Genomic DNA, 15,855 nt, shown 5'->3' on the forward strand with positions numbered 1-15,855 from the left:
CCAGCACAGCAGAAGGGCGCAATTCGTATGAGCACGGTCAGCTTCGACGTGACCCCTCCGCAGGCCCCCGGCACCACCTGGCGGCTCGGTGCGGAACTGTTCCTCCCGGCCGGTGACCCGCCCGACACGGTGCAGCTCCTGCTGCCGGGGCTCACCTACGACCGCCGCTACTGGACCGCCCCCGGGGCCCTCGACTACACCCGGTACGCGGTCGGCGAGGGCTGTGCCGTCCTCGCGCTCGACCGCCCCGGCACCGGCACGAGCGAGCGTCCGCCCGCCGAACAGGTGACGGTGGACAGCAACGTCGAGGCCGTGCACCAGGTGGTGACCGCCCTGCGCCGGGGCGCGCCCGGCGTGCCCGCCTTCCGGCACGTGGTCGCCGTCGGCCACTCCCTCGGCTCCGGCATCGCCCTGATCGAGGCGGCCCGGCACGGCGATCTGGACGCCCTCGTCGTCACCGGGCTGCTGCACGCCGTCGGCCCGCTCTACCCGGAGGCGGCGCCGGCGCTGTACCCGGCCGCCGAGGACGCGCTGCTCGGGCCGGCCGGCCCGCCGGAGAACTACCTGACCACCCGTCCCGGCCGGCGCGCCGCCCTGTACGAGCACGCGGCCGGCATGGACCCGGCGCTGTCCGCCTACCACGAGGACACCAAGTCGACGGTGACCGCGGGCGAGGGCTTCACCCTGGACGCCATCTACCAGCCGGAGGTGGCCGCCGCGGTGCGGGTGCCCGTGCTGCTCGTGGCCGGCCGGGAGGACCGGCTCTTCGGCGGCGGCGAGGTCTCCACCGGGGACGCCGCGTCCGTCGTCGCCCACGAACGGAAGTTCTACACCGGCACCGCCGACCTGGAGGCGTTCGTCGTCCCCGACGCCGCCCACTCCCTCAACGTCCACCGCAGCGCCCCGAGTTGGTACGCCGCCGCCCATGAGTGGCTTGCCCGGCGGGGGCCGGCCCATGAGTGAGACGACGGGTTCGCGCGCCGGCAGTCACGCCGTGGTGCTGGGCGGCAGCCTCGCCGGGCTGTGCGCGGCGGCGGCGCTGGCCCCGCACGTGGACCGGGTCACGCTCGTGGAGCGCGACCGCTACCCCGACGAGCCGCGCTGGCGGCGTGGTGTGCCGCAGGCCCGCCACACCCACAACCTGCTGGGCGCGGGCCAGCGCTCCCTCGAAACGCTCCTGCCGGGCCTGCTCGGCGACCTGCGCGACCTCGGCATGGTCGAGGTCCGGATGCCGCGGGACATGCTGCTCCTCGTGGCGGGCGGCTGGGTGGACCGCTTCGACAGCCGGCACGTCGTCCTGTCCGGCTCGCGCGACCTGCTCGACTGGGCGGTCCGCGGCCGGCTGCGGCGGCTGCCCGGCGTGGAGATCCGCGAGGAGACGGAGGCGGTCGGGCTCGTCGCGGGGCCGGGCGACTCGGTCCGCGGTGTGCTGCTGCGCGGCCGTGACTCCGGCGCGCGCACCGGGTGGGGCGAGCCGTACGAGTGGGAGGCCGACCTCGTCGTGGACGCGACCGGACGCGGCTCCCGCGCCCCGGCCTGGCTCCAGAGCCTCGGCCACCAGGCGCCCGAGGAGACCGTGGTGGACGCCGGCTGCGCCTACGCCACCTGCGTCTTCGAACCCCCGCCGGGGCACAGCGCCGACTGGAAGTGCGTCCTGCTCCAGTCGACGCCCGAGGAGCCCCGCTCCGGCATCCTCAACCCCATCGAGAACGGCCGCTGGATGGTCTCCGTGGCCGGCCTCGGCGGCGAACGGCCGCCCCTCGACCACGCGGGCTTCGTCGACTTCGCCAAACACCTGCGCAGCACCGCCTTGTACGACGCGATCCGCGACGCGAAGCCCCTGGGCGAGGTGTACGGGTCGGGCCGGACGGAGAACCGCAGGCGCCACTACGAGCGGCTGACGCGCTGGCCGGACCGCTTCCTCGTCCTCGGTGACGCCGTCGGCGCCTTCAACCCGGCCTACGGGCAGGGCATCTCCGTCGCGGGCATGAGCGCGCTCGTCCTGCGCCGGGCCCTGGAACGGGCCGGGACCCGCGCCGGCGGCCGGATCCCGGCGGGCTTCACCGGCCCGCTGCGCAAGCGGATCGCCCGCTGCGTGGACGCCGCGTGGATGCTGTCGGGCAACGCCGACCTCGCGTACCCGGGGGCCTCGGACGGCCCGCTGCCGCTCGCCGCGCGGCTCGGCAAGCGCTACACCGACCGGCTGCTGAAGGTGGCGACCACGGACCGGGCCGTGGCGACGGCCCTGTTCGACATGACCCATCTGCTGGCCCCGCCCCAGGTCGTGCTCCGGCCCCGGGTGCTGGCCTCGGTGCTGCGCGGCCCGAGGAACCCGACCACCCCGCCCTCCACTTTCAGGGAGCGCCCATGACCACCGAGTCCCAGCGCATGGTGGACGTCTACCGCAAGCGGGCCAAGCGGTACGACGTCACCTCCAACCGTCTCTACCTCATCGGCCAGCGCACGATGGCCTACAAGCACCTGGCCCTGGAACAGCTCGCCCTGCGGCCCGGTGACACGGTCGTCGACGCCGGCTGCGGCACCGGCCACAACCTTCCGCTGCTCGCCGAGGCGGTGGGGCCGACCGGCCGGGTGATCGGTGTCGACCTCACCGACGCCATGCTCGAACAGGCGGAGGACCGGGTGCGGCGGGCCGGGCTCTCCCAGGTCTCCCTGGTGCAGGCCGATCTGACGACGTACCAGTACCCGGAGCATGTGCGCGGGATCATCGCCTGCTTCTCGCTGACCCTCATCGGTGAGTACGCGAAGGTCGTCGAGCGCGGCTATGAGGCGCTGGATCCCGGCGGGCGGTGGGTGGTGCTGGACTACCGGCTGCCGCGCTGGTGGCCGCAGCGGCTGATCCCCGCGCTGGGTCCGATGATCGCCCCGTTCGGCGGTGACGTCAGCATGGTCCAGCGGCATCCGTGGGAGCCGGTCCAGGAGGGTGCCGCCCGGCATCGGACGCTGACCCGGTACGGGGGGTGGGTGTACGTCACGGTGGGGGAGGCACCGGAGCGGTAGGGTCCGCCGGCGCCGCGCTGGTGAGGGCGTCGATCGGGTCGTAGGCGGGCTCGCCCCGGGGCCACCAGTTCTCGTCGCCCGGTTCCGACTCGTACGGGTACCACAAGCCGTCCTGGCCGTACCGGAGTTGGAGGTGGCCGGCCGGGTGGGTGAGGTGGTTGCGCCAGGGGCGGAAGGCGGGGTGGCCGGTGGCGAGGAGGAGGGGGCGGGCGCGGTCGAAACGGCCTGCGGGCGGGTTCCAGGGCTCCTCCAGTACGGCGAGCCCGTCGAGGCCGCCCTGCCGCCAGGCCGCGACCGCGCGGGCCAGGTCGCCCGGGGTGCGGCCGGTGGCGGCGGCGAGGGACGAGTACAGGGCGCGGGTCGCCGCGGTGAGGCCGGAGCCGGGGCGGGCGGCGGCCAGCCGGACGGCGTCCTGCCAGAGTGTCAGCCCGCCGACCGCGTCCTCGCCGGTGGTGAGGAGGGCGTGCGCGCGGGCGGCGGCGTCGGTGGCGAGCTGGTCCAGCGCGAAGGCGTCCGGGCCGTCGGGGACGGACGGGTACGCCGGGGGCTGCTCGGGGTGCTTCGGGGCGGGCAGGGGGGCGGGCGGGGCCGGGAGCCGGTCCCGGCGCGCCATCGCCTCGGTGGCCCGGACGCCCGGCAGGTCCGCGCTCTCGTGGTCCCGCGCGGTGCGGGCCGCGTGCGCGGCGCTGCGGCGGGCCAGCGTGTCCAGCAGGTCGCGTTCGCCCCGGCCGCGCAGCAGGAGCAGGACGAACGGGTCGGCGTCCAGCAGGCGCGCGGTCTGGTAGCAGAGTGCCGCCGCGTGCTTGCAGGGGTGGCCCCGGTCCGGGCAGCTGCACTGCGGCTCCAGCTCGCCGGCCACCGGCAGCAGTGGCGCACCGGACTCCGCCGCCAGCGCCGGCGGGACCTCCTTGTCCAGCAGCGCGGCGATCCGCTCCGGCCGTTCCACCGCGGCGGCCAGCAGCCGCTCCCAGTCGGCCTCCTCCCATGTCCGCAGCCTGATCTGCACCCGGTAAGGCCTCGGGCGGCTCCCCTGCACGTACGCCAGCACCGATCCCGGCGTCACCGTGATCGCGTCCACCCTGCCGCTCTCCGCATACCCCTTCCCCCTCAGCAGCCGCCCCGCGTCCAGCGCGCCCCCCTCCAACGCCGACACCCACGCCTCACCCCACCAGGTCCTCGTGAAGGGGGCCGACTGGGAGGGGAGCGCGGGGAAGGTACGCCGGAGGTCACCGTCCCGGGAGGGGGCGGCCATGGTTCGGGGGATGTATGGGGGGTGGGAGGGGGCGGAGGGTTGAGTGGTTCGTGGGGGCTGGGGGGTTCCTGGGGGCTGAGGGGTTCCGGAGGGCTGGGGGCTCCCCGAGGGCTGAGGGCTCCCCGAGAGCTGGAGGCTCCCCGAGAGCTGGAGGCTCCCCGAGAGCTGGAGGCTCCCCGGGGTCTGGGGGCTCCCGGGGACCTGGGGGCTCCCCGAGGGCTGAGGGCTCCCCGAGGGCTGGGTCCAGTCCGCGAGCAGGTCCGAGATCGGGGTGGGGGCCGGGCTCGCGGCGTCCTGGACGGGGGCGGCGAGCGGCGTCGCGGAGGTGGTCCGGGGCCGGGCCGTGGCGCCGGCCGCCTCGGTCTCGTCGGCCGTCCGAGTCTCGTCGGCGTTGCCGGCCTTGTCGGTCTTGTCGGCGAAGGGACCGTCCGCAACGCGCGCGGCCCCCTCGTCGGACGCGGGCTCGCCGGCGTCCGACGCGTCGTATCCGTCGCCCGACGCCCCCGGTGCCCGCTCGGGCTCCCCGCTCTCCCCCGGCTCCCCCTCCTCGTCCGCCGGAGGCATCTGGAACGCCCCTGCCAGCCAGGACTTCAGCTCACGCGCCCGCGCCCCCGCGACCGGGTCCCCCGGCGCCGCCGCGCGCCGCGCGGGCTTCCGCCCACCCTGAGCAGCGGCCTCGCTCTCCTCCCGCATCTTGGCCCGCGCCGCCCGAAGCGCCTCCCGGGCACCGTCGGCCGGCCGGGGGCCGGTGACGGAGCCGGCCGGCTTCCCGGAAGATCCGGCGGAGGGCACGCCCGGGGAGCCCGCGTCGAGCTTCCCGAAGGGGCCCGCGTCGGACTTGCCGAAGAGACCCGTGTCGGACTTTCCGGAGGGACCCGCGTCGGACTTGCCGAAGAGACCCACGTCGGACCTCCCGAAGGAACCCGTGTCGGACTTTCCGGAGGGACCCGCGTCGGACCTCCCGAAGGAACCCACGTCGGACTTTCCGGAGGGACCCGCGTCAGAGGTCGCCGAACTCTCGCGTGCCCCGGAGGACGCCGCTTCCCCTGCCGCGCAGGACGCCGCTCCCGCCGAGCCGCCCGCACCCCGCGCGCGCCCCGCGCCCCCGGCAGCCGCCCCCGCCACAGCGCTCCGCACAGCGGCAGCGCCGCTCCCCCCACCGGAGCCACCCCGGCCGGCGCCCCCGACGCCACCCCCAGAAGCACCCGCCGAGCCGTCCCCACGACCGCCCCCGGAGTCACCCCCAAGAGCACCCACCGAGACGCCCTCACGGCCACCCCCAGAAACACCCGCCGACACACCCCCACGACCACCCCCAGAAACACCCGCCGACACACCCCCACGACCACCGCCGGAGTCACCCCCGCGCACGGAAGCCCCCTCACCGGCGCCGGCTCCCCCCGCGTCCGCCCGCCCGGCCGCCCCTCGCCGCGCCGCCAGCGCCTCCCGCAAGGCCGCCCGCGCGGCGTCACCGGGCCGGGCCACCGGCACACCCTCGCGACCGGCCTCGCTCTTCGGCCCGGCACACCCCGCGCCCGCACCGCCTCCAGCCACCGCCCCCTCCCCGTCGCCCCGCACCACGCCTTCCACAGCCTCTCGCCCCGAACCCTCCCCAACCGCCTGCCCACCCTCGTCCACGCGCACCCCCGCCACCGCCCCTTCCCCGGCACCCCGTCCAGCGCTCTCCTGCGGCCCCTCTCCGCCCGCACCCGCGCGCGGCACGGCACCGTCACCCTCCAGTGCCCCGCCGTCCACGCCCCCCGCAAGGCTCCGCGCCCCGGTGGCCACGTCCTCGCCCCGCGCTTTCCGGGCCTCCCGCATCGCCCGCCGGACGGCCTCCGCGAGGTTCACCGGCTCGCCCATCACCCCTCCCTCCGCAGCGACACCAGGTCGGACAGCTCGCGGTCGGTGAGTTCCGTCAGGGCCGACTCCCCGCCGCCGAGGATCGAGTCCGCGAGGGCCCGCTTGCCGGCCAGCATCTCGGCGATGCGGTCCTCGACGGTGCCTTCGGTGATGAGGCGGTGGACCTGGACGGGCTGGGTCTGTCCGATGCGGTAGGCGCGGTCGGTGGCCTGTTCCTCGACGGCGGGGTTCCACCAGCGGTCGACGTGGATGACGTGCCCCGCGCGCGTGAGGTTGAGTCCGGTGCCGGCGGCCTTCAACGACAGCACGAGCACAGGCGTGGCGCCGTCCTGGAACCGGTCGACCATGCGCTCGCGCTCGGGGACGGGCGTGCCGCCGTGGAGGAGTTCGACGGGCACCGCGCGGGCGGCGAGGTGCGCGGTGACCAGGCGGGCCATGCCGACGTACTGGGTGAAGACGAGGGCGGAGCCGTCCTCGGCGAGGACCGTGTCCAACAGCTCGTCCAGGAGGGCGAGTTTGCCGGAGCGGCCGGGGGCGCCGGCGTCCTGCTTGAGGTAGAGCGCGGGGTGGTCGCAGATCTGCTTGAGCGCGCCGAGGAGTTTGAGGACGAGGCCCCGGCGGGCCATGCCGTCCGACATCTCGATGGCGAGCATCGACTCGCGCACGACGGCCTCGTACAGCGCGGCCTGTTCGCGGGTGAGGGGCACGGGGTGGTCGGTCTCGGTCTTGGGCGGGAGTTCGGGGACGATCCCGGGGTCGGACTTGCGGCGGCGCAGCAGGAAGGGCCGCACGAGCCGGGCGAGTCGTTCGACGGCCTCGGCGTCCTCGCCGTTCTCCACCGCGCGCGCGTGCCGGGAGCGGAACGCCTTGAGGGGGCCGAGGAGTCCGGGGGTGGTCCAGTCGAGGAGGGCCCACAGTTCGGAGAGGTTGTTCTCGACGGGGGTGCCGGTGAGCGCCACGCGCGCGGGCGCCGGGATGGTCCGCAGGGCCTTGGCGGTCGCGGAGTGGGGGTTCTTGACGTGCTGTGCCTCGTCGGCGACGACCATGCCCCAGGGCTGTGCGGCGAGGGTGGTGGCGGCGGAGCGCAGGGTGCCGTAGGTCGTGAGGACGAAGCCGCCGTCCAGGCCGTCCAGGGTGCGTTCGGGTCCGTGGAAGCGGCGGACGGGGACGCCGGGGGCGAACTTGCCGATCTCGCGCTGCCAGTTGCCGAGGAGGGAGGCGGGGCAGACGACGAGGGTGGGTTCGGTGCGGGCGCGCTTGAGGTGCAGGGCGATGAGGGTGACGGTCTTGCCGAGGCCCATGTCGTCGGCGAGGCAGCCGCCGAGGCCGAGGGAGGTCATCAGCTCCAGCCAGGCGAGGCCGCGGAGCTGGTAGTCGCGCAGGGTGGCGTGCAGCCCGGCGGGCGGTTCGGCGGGTGCGAGGCCGGCGGTGAGGCGGTCGCGCAGCGCGGCGAGCGCGCCGACGGGGACGGCCTCGACGGTCTCCCCGTCGATCTCCGCGCTGCCGGTGAGGGCGACGGACAGGGCGTCGACGGGGTCGAGCAGGCCGAGTTCGCGTTTGCGGGCCTTGCGGACGAGTTCCGGGTCGACGACGACCCACTGGTCGCGCAGCCGTACGACGGGGCGGTGGGCCTCGGCGAGGGCGTCCATCTCGCCCTCGGTGAGGGGGTCGCCGCCGAGCGCCAACTGCCAGTGGAACGTGAGGAGTTCGTCGCCCTCGAAGAAGCCGGTGCCGTCGGTGGCCGAGCCGGGGGCGGAGCGGACGACGGCGGTGGCGGTGAGGTCCTGGGCGAGGTCGCGGGGCCAGTGGACGGCGACGCCGATCTGGGCGAGCCGGGTCGCCGCGCGGCCGAGGAGGTCGGTCAGCTCGTCCTCGGAGAGGGCCAGCGCGTCGGGCGCGTCGCGCTCGGTGAGGCGGGCCAGCGGGGGCCACACGCGTGCGGCGCGCCGTACGGCGAGGGCGGCGTCCACGCGTGCGCGGGGGCCGAACGCGGCTTCGGCGGCGCCGGACCACAGGGCCGACGCGTCGGTCACGAGCGTCGGGTCGGCGAGGCTGTGCACCTGGACGATCGCGGCTCCCGCGCGGGCGGCGCCCTCGCCGTCGTCGAACACCTGGGACGCGGCGAGGTCGAGGCGCAGGGAGATCCGTACGCCCGCGTCGCGTCCGGCGGCGACCTCGGCGGCCCAGTCGCGGGCGCCGGACAGGCGCTGGGGGCGGTGGTCGGCGAAGGGGCGGCCGACGGTGTGGGGTGCGGCCGGGGTGCGGGGCAGGGTGTCGGCGACGGCGTCGAGGAAGGCGCGGACCAGTGGCTCGGGGTCGGGCAGGCACAGGGGGCCCGGTCCTGGCAGGGGCACGGCGTGGCCCTCGTAGGGCAGGGCGGCGGCGATCTCGCGGAGGTGGGCGAGGTCTTCGGGGTCGAGGGGGCCCGCGCGCCACGCGTCGTCCCCGGCCGGGGTCAGGCCGGGCAGCAGGCGTCCGCGGGCGACGAGCCTGAGCGCGTGCAGGGCGGCGGCGCCCCAGCAGGCGGTGGCGGGGTGAGCGGCGGGGTCGCGGCGGGCGCGGACCAGGACGGGCAGGGCGCGCTCCACGGGCAGTGTGAGCGCCGGGGTCTGCCTGCGGCGGGCCGAGGCCGCGCCGTGCGGCCTGACGACCGTCAGCTCCGTGACGTCCCCGGTGGGCAAAGGGCCGGCCGCCGGGTCCCAGAAGGCGACGCGGCCCGCGCGGGGCAGGGGGGCGGGCAGGAACACCGCCGCCAGCCGTGCGGTCACCTCCGCGGCCTGCTCGTCCATGTGTTTCGTCCACCTCCGCCCGTGTCCTGGATCCGGTCGTCTCCGACTCTACGGGCGGGGTCTGACAATCGGTCCCGGCGACCGGCCCGGACCGGCTCGGGCGGGCTTCAGGGGCTGGTGCGGGAGACCACGTACACGATCGGGTTGGCGGTGTTCCAGGTGTTCACGACGACGTCGAGGGTCGGCTTCGGGTTCTTCTGCTCCTTGACCAGGCCGTAGTAGTCGCCGGGCCGGGCGCCGGGGCCGGTGAAGTCCCAGCCGGTGATGCCCTGGTCGCGGGTGTTGACGGCGATCTCGTCCTTGACCAGGTCGGTGCGGGAGAGCCCGAGGTCGGCGAGGAATTCGTCCAGTCCGGCGGTCGTCGTCTGGAACTGGACGTAGAGGCGGCTGGTGCGCCAGTTGTTGGTCTCGTAGTAGGCGACGTTGACCGAGGGGTGCGGCACGGGCACCCCGTAGAGGCGGCGCTGCACCTTGGACGGCCAGCCCGTGGTGAGGCCGGTCGCCGAGTACTTCGCCTCCTTGTCCTTGCCACTGTCGCGGCTCTGCGCGGCGGAGATCACCAGGTAGCCGGCCGGGACGCCGATCAGCAGCACGATGATCAGGAGGGTGAGCGCCCGGCGGCGGATCACGTGCGCGCGCGTCTCCGCGGGGCGCGCCGGTTCGTCCGGGGGCGCCGCCTGCCGGGGCAGCGCCGCGGTCACGCGGTGTCCTGCGTGCGGCGGGTCTCGGCGAACCGCTCGTAGCGCTCGTACCGCTCGACGCGGCGCCGCTTGGCGCGGCGGAACCGGCGGGCCACCAGGCGGGCCAGGTCGGCGGCGCCCACCATGCCCGCCTCGGGGCCGAGCTGCGCGCGCACGATGCGGGCCTCGGGGCGGTAGCCGCGGCCGGTGAGCTGGCGTTTGAACGCGTCGCGCGCGGGCGCGATGAGCAGGTCGTCGGCGGCCGAGACACCGCCGCCGATCACGAAGCAGGACGGGTCGAGGGCGGCGGCCAGGTTGGCGATGCCGACGCCGAGCCACTGGCCGATGTCCTGGAGCAGTTCGACGCACATCGCGTCGCCCTCGCGCGCCAGCTCGGTGATCATCGGGCCGGTGATGTCGCCGATCTGGCCCTTGACGTGCTCGATGATCCCGTAGGCGACCGGCGAGTCCGCCGCCGCGAGTTCCTTGGCCTCGCGCACGAGCGCGTTGCCCGAGCTGTACTGCTCCCAGCAGCCCCGGTTGCCGCACGGGCAGCGGTGTCCGCCGGGGACGACCTGCATGTGCCCGAACTCGCCGGCCACGCCGTACTTGCCGCGCTTGACCTGGCCGTCCTCCAGGATCGCGCCGCCGATGCCGGTGCCCAGGGTGATCATGACCAGGTGGTCCTCGCCGCGGCCGGCGCCGAAGCGCCACTCCGCCCAGGCGGCTGTGTTGGCGTCGTTGTCCACCAGGACCGGCACCGACAGGCGGCCCGAGAGGCGGTCGCGCAGGGGTTCGTTGCGCCACGACAGGTGCGGGGCGAACAGGACGCGGTTGCGGTCCGCGTCCACCCAGCCGGCCGCGCCGATGCCGACCGCGTGCACGTCGTGGCGGTCCGAGAGGTCCAGGACCAGTTCGACGATCGTGTCCTCGACGACCTTCGGGCTCTTCGACTTGTCCGGGGTCTCCGTGCGGACCTTCTCCAGGATGTTCCCGTCGGCGTCGACCACGCCCGCCATCACCTTGGTGCCGCCGATGTCGATGCCGACCGTCGGCACGCGCGGGGCCGTCAGGTGGGAGCGGCGCTCGCGGGTGCCGACGGTGCGCAGGACCGGGGCGCGGCGGGAGCCGATGGGGGCGGTGAAGTTGCCGTAGGTGCTCATCGGGCTCGATTCTGCCGCACGGTTGCGTTGGGCGCCGAGCGGGGCAGGGGGTGGGGTGTTCTGTGCGTTGCCGTCTGCGGCGCCGTTGTGGTTGATCGCGCCCACGCGGCGGAGCCGCATATCGGCACAGCCCCGCGCCCCTAACCCCGTTGCAGCTCGTGGCGTAGTGCGTCCAGCTCCGATCCACCTGCCATTTGGCTGGTCAACTCGTCCAGGGTGACCTCGTCCCGTGCGTAGTTGCCTGCCATCACCCCCCGCTTCAGCAGCACGAACCTGTCGCCCACCATGTACGCGTGGTGCGGGTTGTGGGTGATGAAGACCACGCCCAGGCCCTCGTCCCGCGCTGCCGCCACGTACTTCAGGACCACGCCCGACTGCTTCACGCCCAGTGCTGCCGTCGGTTCGTCCAGGACCAGGACCTTCGCGCCGAAGTAGACCGCCCTCGCGATCGCCACGCACTGGCGCTCGCCTCCGGACAGAGTGCCGATGGGTTGATCGACGTCGCGCAGATCAATGCCCATGCGGAGCAGTTCCGTGTGGGTCGTGCGGCGCATGAAGTCGACGTCGAGGCGTTTGAAGGGGCCTTTGCCGATGCGGGGTTCGGAGCCTAGGAAGAAGTTGCGCCAGACCGGCATGAGGCCGACGACGGCGAGGTCCTGGTAGACGGTGGCGATGCCGCGGTCCAGGGCGTCGCGCGGGGAGGTCAGGTGGGTTGATTCACCGTCAATGTTGAGCGTGCCGCCGTCGTGTTGGTGCAGTCCGGCAATGATCTTGATCAATGTTGACTTGCCGGCGCCGTTGTCACCGAGGACGCAGGTGATCTCGCCGGCGTTGACGGCGAGGGACACGCCTTCCAGGGCACGGATGTTGCCGTAGTGCTTGCTGACGTCGGTCAGTTCGACGAGGGTCACTTGCTTGCCTCCGCGCGCTTGCGGACCCACGTGTTGAGGAGGGTCGCGAGGAGCAGCATCGCTCCGAGGAAGAACTTGAACCAGTCGGGGTTCCACTCGGCGAAGACGATGCCCTTGCTGGTCATGCCGAAGATGAGCGCGCCGACCGCCGAGCCGACGGCGCTGCCGTAGCCGCCGGTGATGAGGCAGCCGCCGATGACGGCCGCGATGATGTAGATCAGCTCGTTGCCGACGCCCTCGCCGGACTGGACGACGTCGTAGGACAGCAGCAGGTGCTGGCCGGAGATCCAGGCGCCGAGGGCGACGCCCATGTAGAGGCCGATCTTGGTCTTGGTGACGGGGACGCCCACCGCGCGGGCGGCGTCCTCGTTTCCGCCGACGGCGAAGATCCAGTTGCCGGCGCGGGTGCGCAGCAGGATCCAGGAGGCGAGGGCGACCAGTCCGAGCCACCACAGGATGGTGACCTTGAAGTCGACGCCGCCGACCGTGAGGGTGGAGGCGAAGACGTCACGGGCGGAGGGGAAGCCCTCCATGTCGGCGATGGACTTGGTGGACACCGTGTCGTCGATCAACTTGGTCAACCCGAGGTTCAACCCGGTCAACATGAGGAACGTGCCGAGCGTGACGATGAAGCTGGGCAGTTTCGTGCGGGTGAGCACGAAGCCGTTGAAGGCGCCGATCGCCAGGGTGACGAGCAGGGACACGCCGACGCCGACCCAGACGTTCGCGGTCATCTGGTAGCTGAACATCGACGAGGTCAGCGCGGACGAGGTGACCAGGACGCCGGCCGACAGGTCGAACTCGCCGCCGATCATCAGCAGGGCGACGGGGACGGCCATGATGCCGATCGTCGAGGACGCGTACAGGACGGTCGACAGGCTCGCGGCGCGCAGGAAGCTGTCCGCGGTGACCGCGAAGAACAGGAACACGGCGACCGCGCCGACGACCGAGCCCAGTTCGGGGCGGCCGAGGAGGCGGCGCAGCGGCGAGGTCTCCAAGAGGCGTTCGTCGGTGGTGGCGCTCATCGGGTGCCCCGCTCGGTGTACTGGGCGAGCCGGGCGGCCTGGTCCTTGGTGATGATCTGGGGGCCGGTCAGGACGGGCTTGCCGCCGCCCAGGACGTCGTCGTTGTACTTGTAGAGCCACAGCAGGTCGACGGCCTCGTAGCCCTGGAGGTAGGGCTGCTGGTCGACGGCGAAGCCCAGGGAGCCGTCCGCGAGGCCCGCGGCGACCTTGGCGTTGAGGTCGAAGGTGTCGATCTCGGCCTTGCTGCCGGCGCTCTGCTTGGCCTTGACGGCGGTGTCGGCGTAGGGGGCGCCGAGGGTGACGACGGCGTCGACGGCGGTGTCGGCCTGGAGCTTGGCCTCGATCGCGGACTGCACGTCGGGCATGTTGGTGCCGGTGACGTACAGGTTCTGGACGGTGCCGGTGAACGTCTTGGCGACGCCCGCGCAGCGCTGTTCGTGGCCGACGTTGCCCTGTTCGTGCAGGACGCAGACGGCCCGCTTGCGGCCCCGCTTGTTCAGTTCCTCGCCGACGGCCTCGCCGGCGACGGTCTCGTCCTGGCCGATGTGGGTGAGCGCGCCGAACGCCTTGGACTCGGCGGAGCCGGAGTTGACGGTGATCACCGGGATGCCGGCCTTCTTCGCGCGCGCGACGGCGGCCTTCAGGGCGTCCGGTTTGGCGAGGGTGACGATGATGCCGTCGACCTTCTTGTCGACGGCCGCGTCGACGAGCTGGGCCTGCTGCTGGGCCTCGTCGTCGTGGGAGTACAGGAAGTTGATGTTGTCCTTGACGGCGGCCTGCTTGGCGCCGCTCTGGACGATGTCCCAGAAGGTGTCCCCGTCGCCGGAGTGGGTGATCATCGCGAAGGTCCAGCGGGGTGTGTCCACCGCTGCCCGTCCGCCCGCCGACGCGGCTTTGCGGGCGTCCTCGGCGCGCTTGCCACCGGTGCTGCTGCACCCCGCGAGGGACACGCAGAGCGCCCCCGCAACCGCGATCCCTGCCCAGGTCCGAAACCGTGCCACGAGGCCGTGCCCTTCTTGCCGTCTTGCCGTGTTCTGCCGTACGCCCGCACGCGGTGACCGCTCACCGGACGCAAACGCCCCAGTATCGAACACGGGGCGCGCGCGGCACGCGACCGGGGACCGCGACTCGGTCGCATTGTCCGGACATTGGGACTTATCGGCCTCCCGACACGCGCGCGTGGAGACGCGAAAAGGCCCGCGCGAGTCGCCTCGCGCGGGCCTCACGGCCGTACGGCGTCCTCAGGGGCGCACGAGGAGCTGGAACTCGAACGAGTAGCGGGTCGGGCGGTAGATGTGGTCGCCGAACTCGACGGCCCGGCCGGTGTCGTCGAAGGTGGTGCGCTGCATGGTGAGCAGGGGGGCGCCCTCGGGTTCGGCCAGGCGCTCGGCCTCGCCCGCGGTGGCCGCGCGGGCGCCGATGGACTGGCGGGCGCTGTGGAGGGTGATCCCGGCGGCGCGCATGAGGCGGTAGAGGCCGGTGGCCTCCAGCTGGCCGGTGTCGAGGTCCAGGAGGCCCGGCGGCAGGTGGTTGCACAGGTACGCCATCGGTTCGCCGTGCGCCAGGCGCAGCCGTTCGACGCGCTGGACGTCGCTCCCCTCGGCGACGGCGAGCGCGGCGGCGACCTCGGCGCTCGCCTGGACGGTGGTGTTGACCAGGACGGTCGTCGCGGGGCGCTGGCCGGCCGCCTCCAGGTCGTCGAAGAGGCTGCTCAGTTCGAGGGGCCGCTTGACCTGGCTGTGCACCACCTGGGTCCCGACGCCCCGGCGGCGCACGAGGAGCCCCTTGTCGACCAGGGACTGGATGGCCTGGCGGACGGTCGGGCGGGAGAGGCCGAGGCGCGCGGCCAGCTCGATCTCGTTGCCGAGGAGGCTGCCGGGGGTGAGCGAGCCGTGCTCGATGGCCGCCTCCAGCTGCTGGGACAGCTGGAAGTACAACGGCACCGGAGAGCTTCTGTCCACGCGGAGTTCGAGCTGCACGGTCGGGTCCACTTCTGGTTTCGGCACGGCCCGAGCGTAGCCGTGGGGTCCGTCGACGGGAAGCCGCGCAGTCAGATTGTCCGGACATGCTGATTGACAGCGCGCGGCCCACGACCTCACTTTGTCCTCATGCGTATCGGGGTCATCGGGACGGGCCGCATCGGCACCATTCATGCGAACACACTGAGGCGGAACCGCGAGGTCGGTTCCCTGATCCTGACGGACGCCGATCCCGCGCGGGCGCAGAAGCTGGCGCTGCGCCTCGGCGAGACGGCGGCGCCGGGCATGGACGAGATCTTCCGCTGGGGCGTGGACGCCGTGGTGATCACCGCGTCCACGGCCGCGCACGCCGAGCTGATCGGCCGCGCCTCGCGCGCGGGGCTGCCGGTGTTCTGCGAGAAGCCGATCGCCCTCGACCTGCCGGGCACCCTGCACGCGCTCGCCGAGGTCGAGGCGGCCGGCACGGTGCTCCAGATGGGCTTCCAGCGGCGTTTCGACACCGGCTACCTGGGCGCCCGCGAGGCCGTCCTCGCGGGCCGTCTGGGGCGGCTGCACACGGTGCGCACGGTGACCTCGGACCAGACCCCGCCGCCCGCCGACTGGCTGCCCGTGTCCGGCGGGATCTACCGGGACGACCTGATGCACGACTACGACGCGCTGCGCTGGGTGACCGGGCGCGAGGTCACCGAGGTGTACGCCACGGGCTCCGACGCCGGTCCGCCGATGTTCCGCGCGGCGCGCGACGTCGACACGGCGGCGGCCGTGCTGACCCTGGAGGGCGGCACGCTGGCGACGGCCACGGCGACGCGGATGAACGGCGCCGGGTACGACGTCCGCATGGAGCTGGCGGGCGAGCTGGACCAGATCGTCGTCGGCCTGGACGAGCGGACCCCGATCGCCTCCACCGAGCCGACCGGGCCGCCCGCCGCCGACAAGCCCTGGAGCAGCTTCCTGGAGCGTTTCGCGCCGTCCTACGAGGCCGAGCTGAACGCCTTCGTCGAGGTGGTCCGGGGCGAGCGCGCGAACCCCTGTGACGGCCGCGAGGCGCTTCAGGCGCTGCGGATCGCGGAGGCGTGCGCGACGTCCCTGCGGGAGCGCAGACCGGTGCACCTGGCGGAGATCGCGGGGGCGTACGCGTAGACCGGGAGCCGCGCATATATGCGTACCGGCGT

12 protein-coding genes are annotated in these 15,855 nt (G+C 73.9%); 4 read left to right on the plus strand and 8 right to left on the minus strand.

Going from position 1 to position 15,855, the window contains the following annotated elements; translation table 11 throughout:
- Positions 1-27 precede the first annotated feature (27 nt).
- Genes IAG44_RS07860 through IAG44_RS07870 form a run of 3 tightly spaced genes read left to right on the plus strand, consistent with a single transcriptional unit; the run spans position 28 to position 3,021 of the window.
- The gene (locus IAG44_RS07860; RefSeq protein WP_187746398.1) at positions 28-963 is read left to right on the plus strand and encodes an alpha/beta hydrolase; all 936 of its coding nucleotides are present in this window, start codon (positions 28-30) and stop codon (positions 961-963) included.
- Positions 956-2,371, plus strand: coding sequence for an NAD(P)/FAD-dependent oxidoreductase (locus IAG44_RS07865; RefSeq protein ID WP_187746399.1), 1,416 nt, complete (start codon positions 956-958; stop codon positions 2,369-2,371). Before IAG44_RS07860 ends, IAG44_RS07865 begins: the two co-directional genes overlap by 8 nt.
- Complete coding sequence (locus IAG44_RS07870) at positions 2,368-3,021, plus strand: class I SAM-dependent methyltransferase (protein ID WP_187746400.1); 654 nt, start codon at positions 2,368-2,370, stop codon at positions 3,019-3,021. The genes IAG44_RS07865 and IAG44_RS07870 overlap by 4 nt, the downstream gene beginning before the upstream one ends.
- Here IAG44_RS07870 and IAG44_RS43380 read toward each other — a convergent pair.
- The 8 genes from IAG44_RS43380 to IAG44_RS07910 form a co-directional block, all read right to left on the minus strand.
- Positions 2,993-5,176, minus strand: a complete 2,184-nt coding sequence (locus tag IAG44_RS43380; RefSeq protein ID WP_425508428.1) for an SWIM zinc finger family protein — start codon at positions 5,174-5,176, stop codon at positions 2,993-2,995. The two genes, IAG44_RS07870 and IAG44_RS43380, sit on opposite strands and share 29 nt — an antisense overlap.
- Positions 5,177-6,135: 959 nt before the next feature.
- Positions 6,136-8,925, minus strand: a complete 2,790-nt coding sequence (locus IAG44_RS07880) for a DEAD/DEAH box helicase (protein ID WP_187746401.1) — start codon at positions 8,923-8,925, stop codon at positions 6,136-6,138.
- A 107-nt stretch (positions 8,926-9,032) separates the two neighbouring features.
- A complete protein-coding gene (locus IAG44_RS07885; RefSeq protein ID WP_187746402.1) occupies positions 9,033-9,626 on the minus strand; it encodes a sugar kinase in 594 nt (197 codons plus the stop codon).
- Positions 9,623-10,768 (minus strand): ROK family glucokinase, encoded by a 1,146-nt coding sequence (locus tag IAG44_RS07890; protein WP_187746403.1) that lies wholly within the window; start codon positions 10,766-10,768, stop codon positions 9,623-9,625. The genes IAG44_RS07885 and IAG44_RS07890 overlap by 4 nt, the downstream gene beginning before the upstream one ends.
- 140 nt (positions 10,769-10,908) lie before the next feature.
- Positions 10,909-11,679, minus strand: a complete 771-nt coding sequence (locus tag IAG44_RS07895; RefSeq protein ID WP_187746404.1) for an ATP-binding cassette domain-containing protein — start codon at positions 11,677-11,679, stop codon at positions 10,909-10,911.
- Positions 11,676-12,704 (minus strand): ABC transporter permease, encoded by a 1,029-nt coding sequence (locus IAG44_RS07900; RefSeq protein ID WP_187746405.1) that lies wholly within the window; start codon positions 12,702-12,704, stop codon positions 11,676-11,678. The genes IAG44_RS07895 and IAG44_RS07900 overlap by 4 nt, the downstream gene beginning before the upstream one ends.
- A complete protein-coding gene (locus IAG44_RS07905; RefSeq protein ID WP_187746406.1) occupies positions 12,701-13,705 on the minus strand; it encodes a sugar ABC transporter substrate-binding protein in 1,005 nt (334 codons plus the stop codon). Before IAG44_RS07905 ends, IAG44_RS07900 begins: the two co-directional genes overlap by 4 nt.
- 240 nt (positions 13,706-13,945) lie before the next feature.
- A complete protein-coding gene (locus tag IAG44_RS07910; protein ID WP_187752569.1) occupies positions 13,946-14,683 on the minus strand; it encodes a GntR family transcriptional regulator in 738 nt (245 codons plus the stop codon).
- Positions 14,684-14,812: 129 nt separating this feature from the next.
- On the opposite strand from IAG44_RS07910, the gene IAG44_RS07915 reads away from it, so the two are divergent.
- Complete coding sequence (locus IAG44_RS07915; protein WP_187746407.1) at positions 14,813-15,823, plus strand: Gfo/Idh/MocA family oxidoreductase; 1,011 nt, start codon at positions 14,813-14,815, stop codon at positions 15,821-15,823.
- Positions 15,824-15,855: the final 32 nt, after the last annotated feature.

It is taken from the genome of Streptomyces roseirectus (assembly GCF_014489635.1).
Lineage (GTDB): Bacteria > Actinomycetota > Actinomycetes > Streptomycetales > Streptomycetaceae > Streptomyces > Streptomyces roseirectus.

What these genes read in the sequence shown, in the direction of transcription:
- IAG44_RS07915 (WP_187746407.1), top strand. Translation starts at nt 14,813, where the DNA reads ATGCGTATCGGGGTCATCGGGACGGGCCGCATCGGCACCATTCATGCG.
- IAG44_RS07900 (WP_187746405.1), bottom strand. Translation starts at nt 12,704, where the DNA reads ATGAGCGCCACCACCGACGAACGCCTCTTGGAGACCTCGCCGCTGCGC.
- IAG44_RS07880 (WP_187746401.1), bottom strand. Translation starts at nt 8,925, where the DNA reads ATGGACGAGCAGGCCGCGGAGGTGACCGCACGGCTGGCGGCGGTGTTC.
- IAG44_RS07890 (WP_187746403.1), bottom strand. Translation starts at nt 10,768, where the DNA reads ATGAGCACCTACGGCAACTTCACCGCCCCCATCGGCTCCCGCCGCGCC.
- IAG44_RS07870 (WP_187746400.1), top strand. Translation starts at nt 2,368, where the DNA reads ATGACCACCGAGTCCCAGCGCATGGTGGACGTCTACCGCAAGCGGGCC.
- IAG44_RS07865 (WP_187746399.1), top strand. Translation starts at nt 956, where the DNA reads ATGAGTGAGACGACGGGTTCGCGCGCCGGCAGTCACGCCGTGGTGCTG.
- IAG44_RS07860 (WP_187746398.1), top strand. Translation starts at nt 28, where the DNA reads ATGAGCACGGTCAGCTTCGACGTGACCCCTCCGCAGGCCCCCGGCACC.